The following is a 22,965-nucleotide window of genomic DNA, read 5'->3' on the forward strand; positions in this document are numbered from 1 at the left end:
CCCGATGATCTCGTTGCTTTGCAACACATCCGCGCGCGCGATTTCTGCTTTGGTGAACGATCCTCAAGCGCTCGAATGGTGCGGGCCTTGCGGCTGTCGCGAACGTGCATGCGATCGGCGGTTTGCGATCGCCGTGCCGCTTCGTGCGTTGCCGAAATATCCCGAACGGCAGCGCGATGACGTCACGAGTGCGGCGCAATCCGTCATCATGATCGCGTCATACGAAGGGAACCAGCTCATGGCCGCTCGCCGCCTGTCCGTTGCATTCGCGCTTCTCTGCGGCCTTGCTGTGGGTGTTACGGGCTCCTTCGCGGAGGATCGTGCGATCGTGCTGGCCACGACGACATCGACGCAGGAATCCGGCCTGCTCGATCATCTGCTGCCGATCTTCCGTGACAAGACCGGCATCGACGTGAGGGTGATCGCGCGGCGTGCCGACGAGGTGCTCGACGGCGCGCGAAAGGGCGAGGCGGACGTCGTGCTGATGCATGCGCGGCCGCAGGAGGAAAAATTCGTCGCCGACGGTTTTGCCGTGAAGCGCTTCGACGTGATGTACAACGACTATGTGCTGGTTGGCCCGAAGAGCGATCCCGCCGGCGTCAAGGGCAAGGACATCGCGACCGCGCTCAAGACGATCGAGGCCAAGGGCGCGCCGTTCGTCACGCGCGGCGATCGCTCGGGCACCCACGCTGCGGAGCTCGCACTCTGGATCGTCGCCGGCATCGACACCGCCGCCGCCAAGGGTGCCTGGTATCGCGAGGCCAAGCAGGGCATGGTCGCGGCACTCGAGGCCGCGCGCGCCGCGAACGGCTATGTGCTGTCGGACCGCGGCAGCTGGATCGGCTTCAGCGATCGCGGTGATCTCGATGTCGTCGTCGAAGGCGACAAGCGGCTGCTCAACCAATACGGCGTGATGCTGATGAGCCCCGAGAAGTTCCCGAACGTGAAGAAGGAGCTGGGGCAAACGTTCGTCGACTGGCTGGTCTCGCCGGAGGGACAGGCTGCGATCGCTGCCTACAAGGTCGACGGCCAGCAGCTGTTCTTTCCAAATGCGGACAAGACGGGCGGCTGAGATCCTCATCTCCTGCAGTTGCCAAACCGGACGATGCATGGTCCATCATGGCGCATGACCCAGCGCCTGCCGCCATCGTTGACGCCGCTCGACACCGCACTCGCCGCATTGCTGCGGGACGTTGATCCGGTCGCGCCGGTCGCATTGCCGCTGTCCGAAGCCATTGGCTGCGTCGCGACGGGCGCGCCGCAGGTTGCGGTCTATCCGCCTCATGATATCGCTGCCGCGGACGGCTGGGCGCTGCGCGCCAACGATCTCGTCGGCGCGTCCGCCTATGCGCCGCTGCCTTTGGCGACGGCCCCCGTCTGGGTCGATGCCGGCGATGCCTTGCCGGAGGGATGTGACTGTGTGCTCGACGCCGACGCCGTGGAGGTATCGGGGCCGCTTGCGCAAGTGCTCGCGGAGGGCGTGCCGGGGCAGGGTATCCGGCGCGCCGGAGCCGACATTGCCGCTGGCACGACGGCCGGCGTGGAGGGATACCCGGTCGGTCCGGCCGACCTGTTGCTCGCGGGCGTCGCGGCGGTGGACAGGCTGAGCGTGCGGCGACCGCGGCTGCGCATCGTCAACGTGCCGGGCGCGACGACGACGGCGCATATGATCGCCGGCTTCGCCCGTGCAGCAGGACTGGATGTGAAGGCGCTCGAGGCCGCCGCACGCGATGAAGCGTCGATCGCCGATGTGCTCGATGCGTCCGCTTGCGACCTGCTGCTGACGATGGGTGGCAGCGGCCTCGGTCGCCGGGATGCCGCGGTGACTGCATTGGCCCGGCGCGGCGAGCTGCTCGCCCATGGCATTGCGCTTCAGCCCGGCCGCACCGCTGCGCTCGGACGGCTTGGCAAGGTTCCCGTGGTTGCCTTGCCGGGCTCGCCGGATCATGCGCTTGCGGCCTGGCTAGCGCTGGTGCTTCCGCTCGTCGATCGTCTGTCGGTACGGCAGCCGCGCCGGCAAATGACGCTGCCGCTCGCGCGAAAAATCGCATCCTCAGTCGGCATCGCCGAAGTCGCGCTGCTGGCCGAGGAACATCGTGCCTGGATGCCGCTTGCCGTCGGCGAATGGCCGCTCCAGGCCATCGCCCGTGCGGATGCATGGCTGATCATTCCCGCCCGCCACGAGGGATTTGCGGCGGCTACGCCGGTCGATGCCTATCTGATGCAGGAGTGATATGGGTTCCGGCATGTCGATGATCCCGCAATCGCAAGGCCGCAGCGCGCTCGAACAGGAGCAGTTCCTCAAGATCCTTTCGCGCGAGGAAGCCCTGGCGCGCTTCGAGGCGGCCCTGTTCCCGCGGGCGCTTCCGAGCGAGGTGCGCAAGCTCGCTGCTGCGCTCGGTGCGGCACTCGCCGGGGACATCACTGCGTCGATCGACGTGCCGCCTTTCGACCGTTCCAACGTCGACGGTTTTGCCGTCCGCTCGGCCGATCTCGCGACGGCCGGCGAAGGTGCACCCAGGAGCCTTGCGTTGAACGCCGAGACCATCCACTGCGGCACCGCGCCGAAGATGCAGGTCGCCGCGGGCACCGCCACGCCGATCGCCACCGGTGGCCCGCTGCCGCGCGGCGCCGACGCCGTCGTGATGGTCGAGCATACCCAGCCGGCCGGCCCTGGTGCGATCGACGTCCGCCGTGCCGTCTCGCCCGGGCAGTTCGTGTCCTACGCCGGCTCCGACATCGCGCGCGGCGAGGCGCTGCTGCGCGCCGGCACCATCATCGGCTCGCGCGAGATCGGCATGCTGGCGGCTTGCGGCATTGCCGAGGTGATCGTTGCGCGCAAGCCGCGTGTCGCGGTGATCTCCACCGGCGACGAGCTGGTCCAGCCGGGCGAGGCGCTCGCGCCCGCGGAGATCTACGATACCAACGGTGCGATCGTCGCTGCCGCGATCGACGAGAACGGCGGCGAGGCGATCTTCCTCGGCGCCGTTCCCGACGATGAAGCCAAGCTCGAAGCCGCGATGCAGCGCGCGCTTGAAGACGCCGACATGCTGGTGCTGTCGGGCGGCACTTCGAAAGGCGCGGGCGACCTGTCCCATCGCATCATCGGCCGGCTCGGCGCGCCCGGCATCATCGCGCATGGCGTCGCGCTCAAGCCCGGCAAGCCGCTGTGTCTCGCCGTGTGCGACGGCAAGCCGGTGGTGATCCTGCCGGGCTTTCCGACCTCGGCGATGTTCACCTTTCACGACATGATCGTGCCGGTGCTGCGCAGGATGGCCGGCCTGCCGCCGCGCTCCGATGCCAAAGTCAGCGCGACCGTGCCGGTCCGGATCGCCTCCGAGCTTGGCCGTACCGAGTTCGTCATGGTCTCGCTGGTCGACGGCAAGCATGGCCTGATCGCCTATCCCTCCGGCAAGGGCTCCGGTGCGATCACGTCCTTCGCGCAGGCGGATGGATTCCTGCGCATCGACGCGCTCGCCGACCAGATGCCGGCCGGGACCGAAACCGAGGTGACGCTGTTCACGCCGCATGTGCGGGTGCCCGACCTCGTCGTCGTCGGCAGCCATTGCACCGGCCTCGATCTCGTCACCGCACAGCTCGCGCATGCCGGCCTGACTGTGCGCTCGATCGCGGTCGGCAGCCTCGGCGGCCTTGCGGCGGCCAGACGCGGCGAATGCGATCTCGCCCCGATCCATCTGTTCGACGACAAGAGCGAGACCTACAACACGCCCTATCTCGTCGAGGGGCTCGAGCTCGTGCCGGGCTGGCGGCGGATGCAGGGCATCGTCTTCCGCAAGGGCGACAAGCGTTTCGAGGGCCTGAGCGCAAAGGATGCTGTTGCCGCCGCGCTCGCCGATCCCGCCTGCATCATGGTCAACCGCAACCAGGGCGCGGGCACGCGCATCCTGATCGACCGGCTGCTCGGCGGCGCACGCCCCGAGGGTTACTGGAACCAGCCGCGTTCGCACAACGCCGTCGCCGCGGCTGTTGCGCAGCACCGCGCCGACTGGGGCATGACCATTGCGCCGGTCGCCCATGCGGCCGGCCTCGGTTTCATTCCGCTCGCGGAAGAGCATTATGACTTCGCGCTGGTTACGGCGCGCAAAGACCGTCCGGCGGTGCAGGCGTTTCTCGACGCGCTCGGCTCGGACGAGGCGCGTGCGGCGCTGGTGCGAGCAGGCTTCCGGCCCGCGTAGACGACGCGGCGCTCAAGCCGTGCGACAGGGTGGGGGACGCGATGGCAAGGCCGCTTTCGGTTGCGATCGTTGGTGCCGGCATGGGCGGGCTTGCGACCGCCGCGGCGCTGAGACGCGTCGGCGTCGACGTTACGATCTACGAGCAGGCCTCCCAATTCGCCCGCATCGGCGCCGGCATCCAGATCGGCTGCAACGCCATGAAGGTGTTGCGCGCGCTTGGCTTGGAACAGCGAATGCGCAGCCAGTCCTTCTATCCGCGGTCCTGGAACAATCGCGATTGGAAGAGCGGCGACGTCAAGTTCGACATGATCTTCGGCGAGAGCGCGGAGGCGAAGTTCGGCGCGCCCTATCTGCTCGCCCACCGCGGCGATCTCCACGCGGCACTGGCGAGCGTAGTGCCGAATGAACCGGTAAAGCTCAGCCACAAGCTGGTCGGCCTGGATGACACCGGCGATGGCGTCCGGCTGACCTTTGCCGATGGCACCAGCGCCGTTGCCGACGCCGTCGTCGGCGCGGATGGCGTGCATTCGACGGTGCGCGACATCCTGTTCGATACCGCGCCGGCCAGGTTCACCGGCCGCATCGCCTACCGCACCACATATCCGGCCGCTCTGCTCGGCGGGGAGAAGATCGACGACTGCACGAAGTGGTGGGGTGAGGACCGCCACATCGTGATCTATTACGTCAAGCCTGACCGTAGCGAGGTCTATCTCGTCACCAGCCAGCCCGAGCCGGATTTCCGTATCGAGTCATGGTCGGCGAAAGGCGATGTGCGCGATCTGCGTGCATCCTTCGAAGGCTTTCATCCGCAGGTCGGTCAGGTGCTCGCCGCGTGCCCCGATGTGCACAAATGGGCGATCATGGACCGCGAGGCGCTCGATCGCTGGGCCGACGGCAGGGTGACGCTGCTCGGCGATGCCTGCCATCCCATGACGCCCTACATGGCGCAGGGCGCGGCCATGGCGATCGAGGACGCGGCCGTACTCTCACGCTGCCTCGACGGTGTCGATCGCGACGGCGTTGCCGACGCATTCCGCTGCTTCGAGGCGACGCGGAAAGGGCGGACGACGCGGGTGCAGGAGACCTCGCGCGCCAACATCTGGCTGAAGGAGCGGACCGATACGAGCTGGGTCTACGGCTACGATGCCTGGTCGGTGCCGCTGGCGGCCTGATCGCGTTTGCGCTCACGTTCCTCGGCTTCGGCAAGTGCGCGCTGCGCGGCGGGTGGCAGCGGCTTCGGGTCTGGCGGGACCTCGACGATGTCAGGCTTGCTCAGCCGCTTCGTGTTGTCGATCGTGGCCGAGAGATCGAACACGAAGTCGACGACTGCGAATATGGCATTGAGGAGCGAGTCGGCCATGGTTGATCAGGGGGTATGTCCCTAGCAGTGGTCGCGGCCGACCTCGGTCCGGTTCGATCCCTCCATGAACTCCGGAGGCTGCCGCCGCGACCAAGAAATATGAGCCAGGCCATGACCGCATCGCCCCCTCTGAATTTCCGCAAGATCGCCGCGTTCGTCGCGGCTGCCGGGACGCTGTTCTGGCTCTATACCTTCTATTTCATCGCTCATGTCCCGCCGGGCGACGGCACCGGCTTTCAATGGCTCGCGGTGTTCCCGCTCGGCATGGTCTTCGGATTGTTCTTCCTGCCGGCCTGGCTGCTGGTCGCGATCGGGCGCCTCCCGCGATTCACCACAGCCGTCGGCCTCTGCGGCCTGATCGCCTTCACGATCATCTGGGTGCAGCTCCTCAACGAGTTTCCCAAATCGTAAGGCTGCTACGACGCGTCATCCAGCACGGCCAGCCGCTCGGCCTCGGCGATGTCCTCGACCGTGTTGGCGTTGAAGAACGGATCGAGCGGCTCAGCCGGCCAGGTCACCGTCGCGAGCGGATAGCGCGCGGTCCAGCGGTCGATCTTGCGGAGGTCCTCGACGACCAGTGCGTGACGAAGCTCGTCGCGCAGGGCAACACGCCACAAGCCGATCACCGGATGCGACTGGTCGCCGGAAGCTGCGACCGCGAGCTGCGCGTTCTCCCGCTTCCGCGCTTCGTGCAGGCGTGCGACCAGATCGCGCGGCAGGAACGGGCAGTCGCCGGCGGCGCTGAGCACCCATGCGACGTCAGGCCGGTTCGCCGCGGTCCAGTCCAGCGCGGCGAGGATGCCGGCGAGCGGTCCGGGAAAGCCGGGCACGTCGTCGGCGACGACCTGCAGGCCAAAGGCTGCGAAACGGGCGGGATCGCCGTTGGCGTTGAGGATCAGCCCGCTGCACTGGGGCGACAGGCGAGCGATCACGCGCTCCAGAATGGTGCGGCCGCCGATCGTGCGCATCGGCTTGTCGCCGCCGCCCATGCGTCGCGCGAGGCCGCCGGCGAGCAGCACGCCTTGCGTCGGCGGAATTTCAGTCGTCACCACCTTCACCCTTGCGCTTGTGCTTGGCCGACTCTTCCTCGACATAAGCGAGGTTCTGGTCGTAGACGATGCGCTCCTCGCCCGCGAGTACGATGAAGCGCTTTCCGCGCGTGCGTCCGACCAGCGTCAGCCCGACCTGCCTCGCGAGATCGACGCCCCAGGCCGTGAAGCCGGAGCGCGACACCAGGATCGGAATTCCCATGCGCACGGTCTTGATCACCATCTCCGAGGTGAGGCGTCCCGTGGTGTAGAGGATCTTGTCGGAGGCATCGACGCCGTGGCGGTACATCCAGCCGGCGATCTTGTCGACGGCGTTGTGCCGGCCGACGTCCTCGGTGTAGCAGAGCGGCGTACCCTCCTTGCACAGCACGCAGCCATGGATCGCGCCGGCCTCGAGGTACAGCGAGGGCATGGTGTTGATGGTCTGCGTCATCTGGTAGAGCCAGGAGGTGCGCAGTTCCGCCTTCGGCAGCGCGACGCTTTCGACGGCTTCGAGCAGGTCGCCGAAGGCGGTACCCTGCGCGCAGCCCGAGGTTTGGGTACGCTTCTTCAGCTTGGCCTCGAAATTGGTGTGGTGCTCGGTGCGCACCACGACGACCTGGAGGTCGTCGTCGTATTCGACCTCGGTGACCGCGTCATTATATTTCAGCATATTCTGGTTCAGCAGGTAGCCGAGCGCCAGATATTCCGGATAGTCGCCGATCGTCATCATGGTGACGATCTCCTGGGCGTTCAGGTAGAGCGTCAGCGGCCGCTCCATCGGCACCTTGATCTCGACCCTGGCGCCGGTCTGGTCGGTGCCGGCCACGCTCTGGGTCAGGCGCGGGTCGTCCGGGTTGGGGACGATCAGGGGCACCGGGGCTTTGTCGATCTTCATCATGGCCGCGAGGTTAGCATGACATTCGGGTCAAGCCGATATAAGCATGCTCAAGACGATGGAGAAGGCGGTTCCGGCTGCATCGTGCGGCTGGCGGAGATCGAGTTACGATGAAAGTCATCGGCCTTGCGGGCTGGAGCGGTGCGGGAAAGACCACGCTGTTGACGCGGCTGATCCCGCATTTCAACGCGCAAGGCCTGCGCGTCTCCGTCATCAAGCATGCGCATCACCAGTTCGACGTCGACGTGCCCGGCAAGGATTCGTGGCGCCATCGTGAGGCCGGGGCGGCCGAGGTGCTGGTGGCCTCCTCGAATCGCTGGGCCTTGATGCATGAATTGCGCGGCGCGGCGGAGCCGCGCCTGCCGGAACTGTTGAGCAAACTCTCCGCGGTCGATCTCGTCGTGGTCGAGGGATTCAAGCGAGAGCCGCATCGCAAGATCGAGGTGTATCGGGCCGCCAACGGCAAGCCGCTGCTGTTTCCCGACGACCCCGGAATTGCCGGGATCGCGACCGACGCGGCGGTTGAAACCCGGCTGCCGACCGTCCATCTCGATGATATCCCCGCCGTGGCCGCGCTGCTGCTGCGTGCGGCGATGCCAGTCGAGGAAGCGGTGGCAAGAAGCGCCGCGACACGCTGACGAGGCACCATGGCGCAACTGTCAGACGATTGCTTTGCCTTTGGCGGACCGATGATGTCGGTCGACGAGGCCGTTGGCCTGATCACGACGCGCGTCAACGCGATTGTCGATCTGGAAACCGTGGCACTCGTCGATGCCGACGGGCGCGTGCTGGCGCGCGATATTGCCGCGCCCCTGCCGCTGCCGCCGTTCACCAACTCTGCGGTCGACGGTTACGCCGTGCGCAACGCAGACCTTCCGCAAGCTGCGGAGCAGGCATTCCCGCTCGACGGCCGCATCCAGGCCGGCGGTCTTGCGCAAACGCCGATCAAGCCCGGCCACACCGCGCGAATCTTCACGGGCGCGCCGATGCCGCCGGAGGCCGAAACCGTCTTCATGCAGGAGGATGTCCGCATCGATGCTTCAGGCCGGATCGTGCTGCCGCCGGGGCTGAAGCCGGGCGCGAATGTCCGCCCTGCCGGCGAGGACATTCCGCAGGGACAGGTAGCGCTGCGCGGCGGCCAACGCTTGCGGCCGCAGCATGTCGCACTTGCCGCGGCGTTCGGCCTGACCGGGCTCGACGTCGTCAGGCGCATCCGCGTTGCGGTGTTTTCCACGGGTGACGAGCTGGCCTCGCCCGGCGAACCGCGCGCCGCCTCGCAGCTGTTCGATTCCAACCGTTTCATGCTGATGGCGATGCTGCGCCGGCTCGGCTGCGAGATCAGCGATCTCGGCATCCTGCGCGACGAGCGCGCCTCGCTCGCCGACGGCTTGAAGCAGGTTGCAGGTACGCACGATTTGATTCTCACCACCGGCGGCGTCTCGACCGGCGAAGAGGACCACGTCAAGGCGGCGGTCGAGAGCGTCGGCTCGCTGGTGCTGTGGCGGATGGCGATCAAGCCGGGCCGTCCCGTGGCGATGGGCATCATCGGCGGCACGCCGCTGATCGGACTGCCCGGCAATCCCGTCGCGAGCTTCGTCACCTTCGTCCATGTGGTGCGGCCGACTGTGCTGGCGCTCGCCGGGGCCCTCCCGGAGCCGATCGTTCCGATCCCCGTCCGTGCCGCCTTCACCTACAGGAAGAAGGAAGGTCGGCGCGAATATGTCCGCGTCTTCCTGCGCAAGGGGCAGGACGGTGCGCTCGAGGTAACCAAGTTTCCGCGCGAGGGTGCGGGGATCTTGTCGTCGCTGGTCGAGACCGACGGCCTGGTCGAGCTCGGTGAAGCCGTCACAGGCGTCGAGCCTGGGCAGAGCGTCGGCTTCCTGCCCTACGCCGGCCTGACCTGATGCCCCCACGCGTTGACGGCGCCGGCCCGCCCCGCCATGTTGCCGCGATGACCAGGACGACACTCGATCTCACCGGGCTGAAATGTCCGCTACCGGCCCTCAAGACCCGCAAGGCGCTCAAGCCGCTCAAGGCAGGGGACCAGCTCGAGGTCCACTGCACCGATCCCCTCTCGGTGATCGACATCCCCAACCTGATCCGCGAGACCGGCGACAAGGTCGAGATCACCGAGCGCAACGAGGCGCGCATCGTGTTCCTGGTCGAAAAGAGCGACGGCCCGTAGAAAGGCGAATGTTCACCGCCGCAACGCTTGACTATGCTGCGCCCCACGGGGGAAACGGCCGGAGCTTCGCTGCAGTGCGAAAAGGCACGGGTTGTTGCGGTGGATGATCTCAAACCTAAGACGTCGGGCATGACTTTCTCAACATCGAAGGCAAGCGCAGCCGCAGGTTCCGCGGCGGCCCGTGAGCCGGCCGTCAAGCTGGGGAAGACGGCCACAGGTCCCGAGTTCAGCGCACTGGCGCAGGCCTCCATCCTGATCGTCGACGACGAGCCGGGCATGCGGAATTTCCTGGTGCGCACCCTTGCGCCGCGCTGCAAGCTGGTGGACGAGGCGGCCGACACGGATCAGGCCTCGCGCAAGCTCGATTCCAACCGCTACGACGTCGTCATTCTCGACAACATCATGCCGGGCAAGAATGGCGTCGACTGGCTCGCAGAGCAGCGCGCTGTCGGCTTTTTCGCCGACGCGATCCTGATCACCGCTTATGCCGATCTCGACACCGCGATCCAGGCCCTGCGCGCCGGCGCGGCCGATTTCGTGCTCAAGCCGTTCCGCTCCAACCAGATCCTCAACGCGGTGGCGCGATGCCTCGACCGTGTCCGCCTCCAGCGCGAGAACTATGTCCTGCGCTACGCCTTGCGCGCCTCGTCCGACCGCACCTTCCTGCGCGACAATCTGATCGGACAGTCGGCGCCGACGCTGCGCGTGCGCGAGACCATCGCACGCGTCGCGCGCCTGCCGACCTCGGTTCTCCTGACCGGCGAATCCGGCACCGGCAAGGAAGTGGCAGCGCGCTCGATCCACTCGCTGTCCGACCGCGCCGACAAGCCCTTCGTGCCTGTGAATTGCGCGGCGATCCCGCCCGAGATGATCGAGGCCGAGCTGTTCGGACACATCAAGGGCGCCTTTACCGGCGCCGATTCCGGGCGCGAAGGCCTGTTCCTGTATGCGCATGGCGGCACGCTGTTCCTCGACGAGATTGGCGAGCTGCCGCTGCCGATGCAGAGCAAGCTGCTCCGCGTGCTCGAGGACCGCCGGGTCCGTCCCGTCGGCTCCGAGCGCGAGGTCCCGGTCGACCTGCGTTTCATCTTCGCAACCAATGCCGAGCTTCAGAAAGAGGTCGAGAAGGGCCGTTTCCGAGCCGATCTGTTCTACCGGCTCAACGTGATGCAGATCCGCCTGCCGCTCCTGAAGGATCGCGGCGACGACGTGCAGGAGCTCGCCGCCATCTTCATGAGCAAGCTGTCGACTCAGCTCGGCATGCCGCAGGTCCCGATCGACGCTTCGGTGCGCGCGGCGCTCGCAAGCTATGACTGGCCGGGCAATGTGCGCGAGCTGCGCAATTTGATCGAGCGCACGCTGATTCTCGGCGCTTTCCCCGACGACTTCGCCGGTCCCCGCGACGACGGCCAGTCCGCGCCCGCCGACAGTCTCGCCGAGCTCGAGCGCCGTCACATTCTCGGCGTACTGAAAGAGGTCAATGGCAATCGCGAGGAGGCGGCGCGGCGGCTCGGTATCTCGCGCAAGACCATCGACCGCAAATGCGCGTTGTGGGATGTCTGATGCGGCCGGCCGCAGCGATGAACCCGTGCGGGGACGCTCCGTGCGCTTCCGGCTGCTCGCGATCGCGCTCTTGCCGATGCTGGTCATCCTGCCGCTCCTGCTCGGCGTTGCGATCTATCGCTGGAACGCAAAATTCGACGCGACCTTGATCTCCAAGGTGAACGGCGATCTCACCATCGCCCACCAATATCTCGCCCGCATCCTCGAAAAGACCGGCGTCCAGCTCCGGGCGCTTAGCCTGTCGGCCCGCTTCCACGAGGTGCTGGCGCCGGATGCGCGCGGCTCCCTGCGCGATCTGCTCGACGAGACCCGCAAGGAAATCGGTCTCGACTTCCTGTATCTGACCAACGGCCGCGGCGACATCCTGGCCTCATCGCCGCCGTTGCAGCATCAACCGAGGAATGACTGGCCGATCATCAGGTCGGCGCTGTCGGGTCAGGTTCCGGCGACGGGCATCGACATTTTCGGCAATGACGAGCTCGCCGCGATCTCGCCGGCCCTGGCTGAGCGCGCGCGCCTCGACCTCGTGCCGACGCCGAACGCGGTGCCGACCGATCGCAGCACGGAGACGCGCGGCATGGTCGTGCATGCGGCGAGCCGCGCGATGCTGCCTGACGGCGGCGCCGCGGCGCTGGTCGGCGGCACGCTGCTCAACCAGAATCTCGAATTCATCGACACGATCAACGACCTCGTCTATCGCGCGGCGAGCCTGCCGGAGGGCAGCCAGGGCACCGCGACGCTGTTCCTGGAGGACGTGCGGATCTCGACCAACGTCCGTCTGTTCGAGGGACGGCGCGCGCTCGGCACGCGGGTCTCGGCGGCGGTGCGCTCGGCCGTGCTGGGCGAGGGACGCACCTGGCTCGACAGCGCCTTTGTGGTCAATGACTGGTACATCTCCGCCTACGAGCCGCTGGTTGACAGCTATGGCAAGCGCGTCGGCATGCTCTATGTCGGCTTTCTGGAAAAGCCTTTCAGCGAAGCCAAATACCAGACGCTGGTGATCGTCATCGCGGCATTCATCGCGATCACGGCCGCAACCGTACCGATCTTTCTGCGCTGGGCGAGCTCCATCTTCATGCCGCTGGAGCGCGTCACCGCGACGATTGGCGAGGTGGAGCGGGGAAACCTCTCCGCCCGCACCAAGATGCCTGTCTCGGGTGACGAGATCGGCCGCGTCGCGGTTCATCTCGACAGCCTGCTCGACCAGATCCAGGAACGCGACCGGCAGCTCCGCGAGTGGAACGAGGAGCTGAACGTCCGCGTGCGGGAGCGGACCCGGGACCTCGAGCACGCCAATCTCAAGCTCGAGACAACCACCAAGCAGCTCATCATGTCGGAGAAGCTGGCTGCGATCGGCGAGATCACCGCCGGCGTCGCACACGAGATCAACAATCCGATCGCGGTGATGCAGGGCAATCTCGACGTCATCCGCAGCGTGTTCGGGGCCGATGCCGACAAGGCGAAGGTCGAGTTCCGCCTGCTCGACGAGCAGATTCACCGCATCAGCCAGATCGTGACCAAGCTGTTGCAGTTTGCAAGGCCTGAGGAATATGCCGGCTATGTCGAGCGCCATGCGCCGGCAAGCATCATTTCGGACTGTCTGCCACTGGTGCAGCATCTCCTGAACAAGACCGAGATCGCCGTCATCAGGGACGACCGCGCCAGCCGGCTGGTGCTGATGAATCGCAACGAGCTGCAGCAGGTGCTGGTCAATCTGATCGTCAACGCGATCCACGCCATGCCGGATGGCGGAACCCTGACGCTCCGCGCCTTCGATGCCGAGCGTGACGGCCATCAAGGCGTCGCCATCGAGGTCACTGATACCGGCATCGGCATGAGCACCGAGGTGATCGAAAAGATATTCGATCCCTTCTACACGACGAAACGGCGGCAAGGCACCGGGCTCGGCCTCTCCATCAGCCAGACGCTGATCAAGCGCCAGGGCGGACAGATCACGTCGGAGAGCCGCGTCGGTTCCGGGAGCACGTTCACAGTGTGGCTGCCCGAGGCGGCTTGATTGGACATTTTGTCCGCGGATTTCCGGACATTTTGTCCCGCGCGGCGCATTGCACTGCGGGAAGTCATTGATTCATCACGACGCGACATCTGGCACGCGCGTTGCTCACTCCAAGACAGGGTGTTGAGGGGGGATGAGGGCGCGATAGCCGTCACTGCAACGCTGCTTGCGAGGCGAGGGGACATCACCCGCGATCAGCTGCTTGTTCGGCGCACATGACGAGATGCGCGCCAGACGATTCCACTTCGACATGAAGTTCGACCGGTCATGCGCGGCTGCCAAGCACGCGTGCGAGCGGTCTCAAACCGATGCGCCGATAAGGCCACGCTTTGGAGGTAATGTTTATGACAACTGCCGATACCGTTCTTGCACCTGTTGGTGCTTCCGGCTTTCTCGATCGCGAACGCACGATCGCGACAGCCGGCTTCAATCGCTGGCTGGTGCCGCCTGCGGCGCTGTGCATCCATCTCTGCATCGGCATGGCCTATGGCTTCTCTGTGTTCTGGCTGCCGCTGTCGCGCGCGATCGGCATCACGCAGAGCAAGGCGTGCGCGGACATCTCGCTGTGGCAGGAGCTGTTCACCACCACCTGCGATTGGAAGGTCGCGAGCCTCGGGTGGATGTACACGCTGTTCTTCGTGCTGCTGGGCGTCTCCGCCGCGATCTGGGGCGGCTGGCTCGAGCGCGCCGGTCCGCGCAAGGCGGGCGTCGTCGCCGCCTGCTGCTGGGGCGGTGGGCTTTTGATCGGTGCCTTTGGCGTCTATGTCCACCAGCTCTGGATCATGTGGCTGGGCTGCGGCGTCATCGGTGGCGTGGGACTTGGGCTCGGCTACATTTCCCCGGTGTCGACCCTGATCAAATGGTTTCCGGACCGCCGCGGCATGGCGACCGGCATGGCCATCATGGGATTTGGCGGCGGCGCCATGATCGGAGCGCCCTTGGCCAATCTCTTGATCAACTACTTCAAGACGCCCGCCTCCGTCGGTGTCTGGGAAACCTTCGTCACGATGGGGGTGGTCTATTTCGTCTTCATGATGATTGGCGCCTTCGCCTATCGCGTGACGCCGGCCGGCTGGCAGCCCGAGGGCTGGACGCCGCCGGTCAAGGCCAACGCGATGATCTCGAAGAACAACGTCCATCTCAACGACGCGCACAAGACCCCGCAGTTCTGGCTGATCTGGTGGGTGCTCTGCCTCAACGTGTCGGCGGGTATCGGCGTGATCGGCATGGCCTCGCCGATGCTTCAGGAGATCTTCGCCGGCAAACTGATCGGTCTGCCGGACGTCGGCTTCAACGCGCTCGATGCCGGGCAGAAGGCGCAGATCGCCGCGATCGCCGCCGGCTTCGCCGGATTGCTGTCGCTGTTCAACATCGGCGGCCGCTTCTTTTGGGCGTCGCTGTCGGACAAGATCGGGCGGAAGAACACGTACTACACGTTCTTCATCCTCGGCATCGTGCTCTACGCGCTGGCGCCGACCTTTGCGGCGATGGGCTCGAAGCTCCTGTTCGTGGCCGGCTTCGGCATCATCCTGTCGATGTATGGCGGCGGGTTTGCCACCGTGCCGGCCTATCTTGCCGACATGTTCGGAACGCAGTTCGTCGGCGCCATCCACGGCCGTTTGCTGACGGCGTGGTCGACGGCCGGCATCATCGGCCCGGTCGTGGTGAACTACATCCGCGAGTTCCAACTCGCGGCCGGCGTGCCTCGCGACCAGCTCTATAACACCACCATGTACATCCTCTGTGCGATGCTGATCGCAGGCCTGATCTGCAACTACCTGATCAAGCCGGTCGATTCGAAGTGGCACATGAAGGAGGCCGACGTCGCCAAATTGCAGGCGGCGAGCGCCAGCGCCGCCGCTGCGGGGCCGCACGGCTCCTACGGCATCGGATTTGGCGGGCTTGACATCAAGGCGGCGTTCTTCTGGGCGATCGTCGGCGGTCCTCTGCTCTGGGGTGTCTGGAAGACGCTGGAGAGCGCAGTCAAGATCTTCTGATCGTACAGTCATCGCGAGCGGGAGCGCACCATGCGCGCGCTCCCGCTCCAGCCTCGGAGCCGGAGCTCGATACGATTTCGCTATCGCAGCATGGGAAGCCTTTATTGATCTCCAGACCAATTTCAGGCTTCGTTCTATCAGTTGGCGCGTTGGACGAACGCAAGGTCGTGTCCGGGCAGCGATCCAGGGTTGCCCTTGGGCTGCGCTTAACTGCTTCCGCGAGCATGATAATTTGCTTGGCATCTGGCATGCCAGAAGCTAAAACTGGAGCCGTTCTAAAAGACGAGATCGAGACGAATCGATGAGCCACGACGTGCACGAGGTCCGCTCGTTCGAACATCCGGGCGAGGGACGGAAGCGAGCCAAGGCCACGCCCAAGGGGCGGCAGGTCGATCCGACCGCCGCGCACGAGATCGAGCAGCTGCTCGGCGACAGGCCGCGGCGGCGCGACCTCCTGATCGAATATCTGCACCTGATCCAGGATAAATATCACCAGATCTCGGCCGCGCACCTTGCCGCGCTCGCCGACGAGATGAAGCTCGCCTTCGCCGAAGTGTTCGAGACCGCGACCTTCTACGCGCATTTCGACGTGGTGAAGGAGGGCGAGCCTGATGTCGCGCCGCTGACGATCCGCGTCTGCGATTCGCTGACCTGCGCCATGCTCGGCGGCGAGAAGCTGCTCGAGGATCTGCAGAGTGCATCCGGTCCCGGCATCCGCGTCGTGCGTGCGCCCTGCGTCGGTCGCTGCGATACCGCGCCTGCCGCCGAAGTGGGCCACAACTTCGTCGACCATGCCACCGTCGCCAATGTGATGGCGGCCGCGAAGGCCGGCGACACTCACGCGCATCTGCCTGATTATATCGACTACGACGCCTATGTTGCCGGCGGCGGCTACAAGCTGCTGGGCCGCCTGCGCTCGGGCGAGCTGTCGAAGGACGATCTTTTGAAGTCGCTCGACGATGCTTCGCTGCGCGGCCTCGGCGGTGCCGGCTTCCCGACGGGACGCAAATGGCGGGCGGTGCTGGGCGAGCCCGGTCCGCGGCTGATGGCGATCAACGGCGATGAGGGCGAGCCCGGCACGTTCAAGGACCGCGTCTATCTCGAGAGCGATCCGCACCGTTTCATCGAGGGCATGCTGATCGGCGCGCATGTGGTGCAGGCCTCCGACGTCTACATCTATCTGCGCGACGAATATCCGGCCTCGCGCGAGATCCTGGAGCGCGAGATCGCAAGGCTGCCCGCCGGCGGCCCGACGCTGCACATGCGGCGCGGCGCCGGCGCTTATATCTGCGGCGAGGAATCCTCGCTGCTCGAAAGCATCGAGGGCAAGCGCGGCCTGCCCCGGCACAAGCCGCCTTATCCGTTCCAGGTCGGCCTGTTCGGGCTGCCGACACTGATCAACAACGTCGAAACGTTGTGGTGGGTGCGCGACATCGTCGAGAAGGGCGCCGATTGGTGGAAGGGGCATGGCCGCCATGAGCGTCACGGCCTGCGCAGCTTCTCGGTCTCGGGCCGCGTCAAGAATCCCGGTATGAAGCTGGCACCCGCCGGCATCACCGTGCGCGAGCTGATCGACGAATATTGCGGCGGCATGGCCGACGGCCATCAGTTCTACGCCTACCTGCCTGGCGGCGCCTCGGGCGGCATTCTGCCGGCCTCGATGGACGACATCCCGCTCGATTTTGGCACGCTGGAGAAATACGGCTGCTTCATCGGCTCGGCCGCGATCGTCATCCTGTCGCAGAAGGACAGCGTGCGCGCAGCGGCGTTGAACCTGATGAAGTTCTTCGAGGACGAGAGCTGCGGCCAGTGCACGCCGTGCCGCGTCGGAACCCAGAAAGCGGCGTTGCTGATGCAGAAGCCGGTCTGGGACCGTGCCTTGCTGGAAGAATTGAGCCAGGCGATGCGCGATGCCTCGATCTGCGGGCTCGGACAGGCGGCATCGAATCCGCTGTCCTCCGTGATCAAATATTTCCCTGACGAGTTCAAGGAAGCGGCCGAATGACGAAGATTACGTTCGAGCTCGACGGCAAGCAGGTCGAGGCCAAACCTGGCGAGACGATCTGGCAGGTCGCCAAACGCCAGGGACGCGATATCCCGCATCTCTGCTACTCGCCGGCGCCCGACTATCGCCCCGACGGCAATTGCCGCGCCTGCATGGTCGAGATTGAGGGCGAGCGCGTGCTGGCGGCGTCGTGCAAGCGCACGCCCTCGGTCGGCATGAAGGTGAAGACGGAATCCGCGCGTGCGGTGTCGGCGCAGAAAATGGTGATGGAGCTGCTTGTCGCCGACCAGCCGGCGCGCGAGACCTCGCACGATCCGGATTCGAAGTTCTGGCACTGGGCCGAGGCCACGGGCGTCACCGAAAGCCGCTTCCCCGCCGCCGAACGCTGGGCGACCGACGCCAGCCATCCGGCGATGCGCGTCAATCTCGATGCCTGCATCCAGTGCGGCCTCTGCGTGCGCGCCTGCCGCGAGGTCCAGGTCAACGACGTCATCGGCATGGCCTACCGCAACCATGGCGCCAAGATCGTGTTCGACTTCGACGATCCCATGGGCGAGTCCACCTGCGTTGCCTGCGGCGAATGCGTTCAGGCCTGCCCGACCGGCGCTTTGATGCCGGCCGTGATGCTGGACGACAAGCAGACGCGCGTCACCTATGCCGACAGGAAGGTCGATTCGCTCTGCCCGTTCTGCGGCGTCGGCTGCCAGGTCACCTATGAAGTCAAGGACGAGAAGGTGATTTATGCGGAGGGCCGGGACGGTCCCGCCAATCATAATCGTCTTTGTGTGAAGGGCCGCTTCGGCTTCGACTACATCCACCATCCGCATCGCCTGACAAAACCGCTGGTGCGGCTGCCGAATGCGAAGAAGGACGCCAACGACCAGGTCGATCCGGCCAATCCGTTCACGCATTTCCGTGAAGCGAGCTGGGACGAGGCGCTCGACATCGCCGCCAAGGGCCTCGTGAAGATCCGCGACGAGAAGGGCGTGAAGGCGCTGGCCGGCTTCGGCTCGGCCAAGGGCTCGAACGAAGAGGCCTATCTGTTCCAGAAGCTGGTGCGCACCGGTTTCGGCTCGAACAATGTTGATCACTGCACCCGTCTTTGCCATGCCTCGTCGGTCGCGGCGCTGTTCGAAGGCCTGAGCTCCGGCGCGGTGTCGGCGCCATTCTCCGCCGCGATGGATGCCGAAGTCATCGTCGTGATCGGCGCCAACCCGACTGTGAACCACCCGGTCGCCGCGACCTTCATCAAGAACGCGGTCAAGCAGAACGGCGCAAAACTGTTCGTGATGGATCCGCGCCGGCAGGCGCTGTCGCGCCATGCGACCAGGCATCTGCAGTTCAAGCCCGGCTCCGACGTCGCGATGCTGAACGCGATGATCAACACGATCATCACCGAGGGCCTGACCGACGACCAGTACATCGCTGGCTACACCGAGGGCTTTGAGGACCTCAAGGAGAAGATCAAGGAGTTCACACCGGAGAAGATGGAGCCGATCTGCGGCATCCCGGCGCAGACACTGCGCGAGGTTGCGCGCACATATGCGCGCGCAAAATCCTCGATCATCTTCTGGGGCATGGGCATCAGCCAGCACGTCCACGGCACCGACAATGCGCGCTGCCTGATTGCGCTGGCGCTGATCACCGGCCAGGTCGGCCGTCCCGGCACCGGCCTGCATCCGCTGCGCGGTCAGAACAACGTGCAAGGAGCATCCGACGCCGGCCTAATCCCGATGTTCCTGCCGGACTATCAGCCGGTCGGCCGCGACGACCTGCGCGGTGCTTTCGAGAAGCTGTGGGGTCAGGATCTCGACCCCGTCCGCGGATTGACCGTGGTCGAGATCATGAACGCGATCCACGCCGGCGAGATCAAGGGCATGTATATCGAGGGTGAGAACCCCGCGATGTCCGATCCCGACCTCCAGCATGCACGCCACGCACTGGCCATGCTCGATCATCTCGTGGTGCAGGATCTCTTCGTCACCGAGACCGCCTTCCATGCCGACGTTATCCTGCCGGCCTCCGCGTTTGCGGAGAAGGAGGGCTCGTTCACCAACACCGACCGCCGCGTGCAGCTCGCGCGCCAGGTGATCAAGCCGCCGGGCGATGCGCGGCAGGATCTCTGGATCATCCAGGAGATCGGCAAGCGCATGGGCCTGCCCTGGAATTATTCGGGCCCCGGCGACGTCTATACGGAGATGGCGGAGCTGATGCCCTCGCTGAAGAACATCAGCTGGGAGCGGCTGATGCGCGAAGGCGCCGTCACCTATCCAGCCGACGATCCGAACAAGCCCGGCAACGAGATCATCTTCACCACGGGCTTTCCGACCGCGAGCGGCCGCGGCAAGATCGTGCCGGCGAAGGTCATTCCGCCGGACGAACTGCCCGACGCCGAATATCCGATGGTGCTCTCGACCGGCCGCGTGCTGGAGCACTGGCACACCGGCTCGATGACGCGCCGCGCCCAGGTGCTCGACCAGATCGAGCCGGAGGCGGTCGCCTTCATGAGCCCGAAGGACATGCGCAGGAAGAAGCTCGCGCCGGGCGATTTCATTCGCCTGGAAACCCGCCGCGGCGCCGTCGAGGTCAAGGTCCGTTCCGACCGCGACGTGCCGGAGAACATGGTGTTCATGCCATTCTGCTACGCGGAGGCAGCCGCGAACCTGCTCACCAACCCGGCGCTCGATCCGTTCGGCAAGATCCCGGAATTCAAGTTCTGCGCCGCACGGGCCGAGCGCGCGGAGATGAGGGACGCGGCGGAGTAGGGGCCGAGCGTCATCATCGAGCACGACGCTTGCCATACAAGCTCCTGTCATGCCCCGCGAAGGCGGGGCATCCAGTACGCCGCGGCCCATCGATTCAATCACCACCGTCTCGGCGTACTGGATCGCCCGGACAAGCCCGGCGATGACAGTGAATGTGTGGTGCCAGCCTGCCCCACACCGCTTCGCGCCCCGCAACGACAGTGGTAAGTGTGGCCCATGTCCAAAGTCACCCCCGCCACCCGCGCGCTTGACGCCGCCGGTGTTGCCTTCACCGTTCACACCTACGACTATGATCCCGATGCCGAGAGCATCGGGCTCCAGGCGGCCGCCGCGCTTGGCGAGAACCCGGCGTGTGTCCTGAAGACGCTGATGGCGCTGGTGGACGGCAAGCCGGTCTGCGTGGTCGTTCCGTCCGACCAGGAAGTCTCGATGAAGAAGCTCGCTGCAGCCGCCAGCGGCAAGTCGGCGCAGATGATGAAGCCGCTGGAAGCCGAACGCGTCACCGGCTTCAAGGTCGGCGGCATCAGCCCGTTCGGGCAGCGCAAGCCCGTGCGCACCGTGATCGAGCAGAGCGCGCTCGTTCATGACCTCGTCTACCTCAACGGCGGCCAGCGCGGCTTGCAGGTGCGGCTGAAGCCCGGTGACGTCAGGGATGTCTTGAAGGCGGTCGTCGCGGACGTGCTGGCGTGAGCGTTTCGCCTACTACTTCTGCAACAGCTTCAGCCGGCAGCGCAGCGCTTCGCGGATATGCGCGCGAGCAAGCTGTTCGGCCTTGTCGCCGTCACGTGCGGTGATCGCGTCGATGATCGCCTGATGCTCGCCGTGGCTGGTCGAGGGGCGGCCTGTCACCGTGAAGGTGGTCGGGCCGAGCAGGGCGATCCAGTCCTGCAATTCGCGGGAAGCGTTGTCGAGATAGCGGTTGCGCGCGGCGCGGCAGATGGCCTCGTGGAAGGCGCGGTTGAGCTTCGCCATCTCGGCCGCGTCGGTCTCCGACGCCTCGACAAAAGCCTGCTCGATATCCTTGAGCGCATCGATCTCCGTCGTTGAGGCGTGCTCGGCGGCGAGGCGCGCGGCGGCGCCCTCCATGATCTCGCGCATGGCGTAGAGCTCGAGCACCTCCGAAATGTCGAGGTTGCGGACGATCAGGCCGCGGCCGCCGGCGGGCTCGACGAAGCCGCGTGCCGCGAGACGGCCCAGCGCTTCCCGCACCGGCGTGCGGCTGACCTTGAGCCGCTGGGCGACCTCCTCCTCGCGCAGGCGGTCGCCGGCGCGGTAGCTGCCGGCCTGCAGCGCCTCGCAGAGCGAGCGGAACACGGCTTCACCGAGCGCCACGCCGCCGCCGCGCCCGATTGATCCGCCTGTCTTTGCCGGGCGTCTGGCCATGCATCCTCATCGGCCGCCAAGCGCATCCTGCCCATGCAGAGATATCGCTTGCGCCGCTTCTGTATATCTTTGTATACAAAAGTACGCAATGGCAGATCGGTTGGTCCGCGTCGGCTGGCGAGCGGAATGTCTCTAACTTCGTCGCATCGGACAGACGGCATGAGCAGCAAATACGACGTGCTGGTGATCGGCGGCGGCAATGCGGCGCTGTGCGCGGCGATCGCCGCCCGGCGCGGCGGCGCCTCGGTGCTCGTGCTGGAAGGCGCGCCAAAATTCTACCGCGGCGGCAACACGCGCCACACCCGCAACATGCGCTGCGCCCATGACGCCGCGACCGAAATCCTGACCGGCCCCTACACCGAGGAGGAGTTCTGGGAAGATCTGCTGCGCGTCACCGGCGGGAAGACCGACGAGGAGCTGGCCCGTCACATGATCCGGGAGTCCAAGGACATCCTGAACTGGATCGTGGAGCAGGGTGTGCGCTGGCAGCCCTCGCTCGGCGGCACGCTGAGCCTCGGCCGCACCAACTCCTTCTTCCTCGGCGGCGGCCGGGCAATGCTGAATGCGTTGTATCTCACCGCCGAACGGCTCGGCGTCGATGTCGAATACGATGCCGAGGTCACCGACCTCGTGATCGAGGACGGCATGTTCCTGGCTGCGCGCCTCAAGCGGCCGATCAAGGGTGAGACCGAGATCCGCGCCACGTCACTGGTTGCTGCCGCCGGCGGCTTCGAGGCCAACATCGAATGGCTGAAGCAATATTGGGGCGAAGCCGCCGACAATTTCCTGATCCGCGGCACGCCCTATAATCGCGGCTCGATCCTGAAGATGCTGCTCGACAAGGGTGTGCAGGAGGTCGGCGATCCCACCCAGTGCCATGCAGTCGCGATCGACGCTCGCGCGCCGAAATTCGACGGCGGCATCATCACGCGTCATGACTCCGTCGTGTTCGGCATCGTCGTCAACAAGCACGCCCAGCGCTTCTACGACGAGGGCGAGGACATCTGGCCGAAGCGCTACGCGATCTGGGGCCGGCTGGTCGCGGCGCAACCCGACCAGATCGCCTACATCATCTTCGATTCCACCGTCGTGACGAGCTTCATGCCGACGCTGTTTCCGCCGATCGCCGGGCAGAGCGTCGCCGAGCTCGCCGGCAAGCTGGAGCTCGATCCGGCTGCGCTGGAGAAGACGATCACCGAGTTCAATGCCGCGGTGCGGCCTGGGACTTTCGATCACACCATTCTGGATGACTGCGTGACCGAGGGCATCACGCCGCCGAAGACGCACTGGGCGCGCAAAATCGAGACGCCGCCTTATCTTGCCTATCCCGTCCGGCCCGGCATCACCTTCACCTATCTCGGCACGCGCGTGACCAAGGAGGCGCGGATGCTGATGGCTGACGGCAAGCCGTCCGCCAACATGTTCGCGGCTGGCGAGATCATGGCGGGCAACGTGCTCGGCAAGGGCTATGCCGCCGGCATGGGCATGACCATCGGCAGTGTGTTCGGACGCATCGCAGGTCGGGAAGCGGCGCGCCACGCCAAGAACTAGGGATCAAGAAGAACGAC

The 22,965-nt window shown here is 65.8% G+C and carries 19 protein-coding genes; 15 read left to right on the forward strand and 4 right to left on the reverse strand.

The annotated features are described in order from the left end of the window. The first annotated feature begins 238 nt into the window (after positions 1-238). From GGD63_RS25785 to GGD63_RS25800, 4 genes are read left to right on the forward strand one after another with little or no spacing between them, the layout of a single operon-like run. The gene (locus GGD63_RS25785; protein ID WP_183245960.1) at positions 239-1,072 is read left to right on the forward strand and encodes a substrate-binding domain-containing protein; all 834 of its coding nucleotides are present in this window, start codon (positions 239-241) and stop codon (positions 1,070-1,072) included. Positions 1,073-1,126: 54 nt separating this feature from the next. Further along, positions 1,127-2,233, forward strand: a complete 1,107-nt coding sequence (locus GGD63_RS25790; RefSeq protein ID WP_183245961.1) for a molybdopterin-binding protein — start codon at positions 1,127-1,129, stop codon at positions 2,231-2,233. A gap of 1 nt (position 2,234) precedes the next feature. Further along, positions 2,235-4,196, forward strand: a complete 1,962-nt coding sequence (locus tag GGD63_RS25795; protein WP_183245962.1) for a molybdopterin biosynthesis protein — start codon at positions 2,235-2,237, stop codon at positions 4,194-4,196. Positions 4,197-4,237: 41 nt separating this feature from the next. Continuing rightward, a complete protein-coding gene (locus GGD63_RS25800) occupies positions 4,238-5,368 on the forward strand; it encodes an FAD-dependent monooxygenase (RefSeq protein ID WP_183245963.1) in 1,131 nt (376 codons plus the stop codon). Here GGD63_RS25800 and GGD63_RS25805 read toward each other — a convergent pair. After that, positions 5,335-5,556, reverse strand: a complete 222-nt coding sequence (locus GGD63_RS25805; RefSeq protein ID WP_183245964.1) for a hypothetical protein — start codon at positions 5,554-5,556, stop codon at positions 5,335-5,337. The genes GGD63_RS25800 and GGD63_RS25805 overlap by 34 nt on opposite strands. A gap of 111 nt (positions 5,557-5,667) precedes the next feature. On the opposite strand from GGD63_RS25805, the gene GGD63_RS25810 reads away from it, so the two are divergent. Beyond that, a complete protein-coding gene (locus GGD63_RS25810; RefSeq protein WP_246785635.1) occupies positions 5,668-5,967 on the forward strand; it encodes a hypothetical protein in 300 nt (99 codons plus the stop codon). A gap of 5 nt (positions 5,968-5,972) precedes the next feature. Here GGD63_RS25810 and mobA read toward each other — a convergent pair whose 3' ends face one another. Continuing rightward, the gene (mobA, locus tag GGD63_RS25815; RefSeq protein ID WP_183245965.1) at positions 5,973-6,650 is read right to left on the reverse strand and encodes a molybdenum cofactor guanylyltransferase MobA; all 678 of its coding nucleotides are present in this window, start codon (positions 6,648-6,650) and stop codon (positions 5,973-5,975) included. Further along, entirely contained in the window at positions 6,595-7,485 is an 891-nt protein-coding gene (fdhD, locus tag GGD63_RS25820) for a formate dehydrogenase accessory sulfurtransferase FdhD (protein WP_183245966.1), read from the reverse strand. The genes mobA and fdhD overlap by 56 nt, the downstream gene beginning before the upstream one ends. 107 nt (positions 7,486-7,592) lie before the next feature. Between fdhD and mobB the strand changes: the two genes are divergently transcribed. From mobB to ybaK, 9 genes are all read left to right on the forward strand, one after another. Beyond that, positions 7,593-8,120 carry a molybdopterin-guanine dinucleotide biosynthesis protein B gene (gene mobB, locus GGD63_RS25825; RefSeq protein ID WP_183245967.1) on the forward strand — a complete coding sequence of 176 codons (528 nt, stop codon included), beginning with the start codon at positions 7,593-7,595 and terminating at the stop codon, positions 8,118-8,120. A gap of 9 nt (positions 8,121-8,129) precedes the next feature. Beyond that, a complete protein-coding gene (gene glp, locus GGD63_RS25830) occupies positions 8,130-9,386 on the forward strand; it encodes a gephyrin-like molybdotransferase Glp (RefSeq protein WP_183245968.1) in 1,257 nt (418 codons plus the stop codon). A 47-nt stretch (positions 9,387-9,433) separates the two neighbouring features. Next, positions 9,434-9,667 (forward strand): sulfurtransferase TusA family protein, encoded by a 234-nt coding sequence (locus GGD63_RS25835; RefSeq protein ID WP_018643991.1) that lies wholly within the window; start codon positions 9,434-9,436, stop codon positions 9,665-9,667. 129 nt (positions 9,668-9,796) lie between these two features. Beyond that, a complete protein-coding gene (locus GGD63_RS25840) occupies positions 9,797-11,230 on the forward strand; it encodes a sigma-54 dependent transcriptional regulator (RefSeq protein WP_183245969.1) in 1,434 nt (477 codons plus the stop codon). Beyond that, complete coding sequence (locus GGD63_RS25845) at positions 11,223-13,247, forward strand: cache domain-containing protein (protein WP_183245970.1); 2,025 nt, start codon at positions 11,223-11,225, stop codon at positions 13,245-13,247. The genes GGD63_RS25840 and GGD63_RS25845 overlap by 8 nt, the downstream gene beginning before the upstream one ends. A gap of 344 nt (positions 13,248-13,591) precedes the next feature. Beyond that, positions 13,592-15,244 (forward strand): OFA family MFS transporter, encoded by a 1,653-nt coding sequence (locus tag GGD63_RS25850; protein WP_183245971.1) that lies wholly within the window; start codon positions 13,592-13,594, stop codon positions 15,242-15,244. A 301-nt stretch (positions 15,245-15,545) separates the two neighbouring features. Then, positions 15,546-17,249 carry an NADH-ubiquinone oxidoreductase-F iron-sulfur binding region domain-containing protein gene (locus tag GGD63_RS25855; RefSeq protein ID WP_183245972.1) on the forward strand — a complete coding sequence of 568 codons (1,704 nt, stop codon included), beginning with the start codon at positions 15,546-15,548 and terminating at the stop codon, positions 17,247-17,249. Further along, positions 17,246-20,014: a formate dehydrogenase subunit alpha gene (fdhF, locus tag GGD63_RS25860; RefSeq protein WP_183245973.1), complete on the forward strand. Its 2,769-nt coding sequence runs from the start codon at positions 17,246-17,248 to the stop codon at positions 20,012-20,014. The genes GGD63_RS25855 and fdhF overlap by 4 nt, the downstream gene beginning before the upstream one ends. A gap of 216 nt (positions 20,015-20,230) precedes the next feature. Beyond that, a complete protein-coding gene (gene ybaK / locus GGD63_RS25865) occupies positions 20,231-20,704 on the forward strand; it encodes a Cys-tRNA(Pro) deacylase (protein ID WP_183245974.1) in 474 nt (157 codons plus the stop codon). A 12-nt stretch (positions 20,705-20,716) separates the two neighbouring features. Here ybaK and GGD63_RS25870 read toward each other — a convergent pair whose 3' ends face one another. Further along, positions 20,717-21,397, reverse strand: coding sequence for a GntR family transcriptional regulator (locus GGD63_RS25870; protein WP_183245975.1), 681 nt, complete (start codon positions 21,395-21,397; stop codon positions 20,717-20,719). Positions 21,398-21,556: 159 nt separating this feature from the next. Here GGD63_RS25870 and tcuA point away from each other — a divergent pair, with 159 nt between their 5' ends. Next, positions 21,557-22,948, forward strand: a complete 1,392-nt coding sequence (tcuA, locus tag GGD63_RS25875; protein WP_183245976.1) for an FAD-dependent tricarballylate dehydrogenase TcuA — start codon at positions 21,557-21,559, stop codon at positions 22,946-22,948. The last annotated feature ends 17 nt before the right edge of the window (positions 22,949-22,965 follow it).

Origin of the sequence: Bradyrhizobium sp. cir1 (genome assembly GCF_014198245.1) — a bacterium.
Taxonomy (GTDB): domain Bacteria; phylum Pseudomonadota; class Alphaproteobacteria; order Rhizobiales; family Xanthobacteraceae; genus Bradyrhizobium.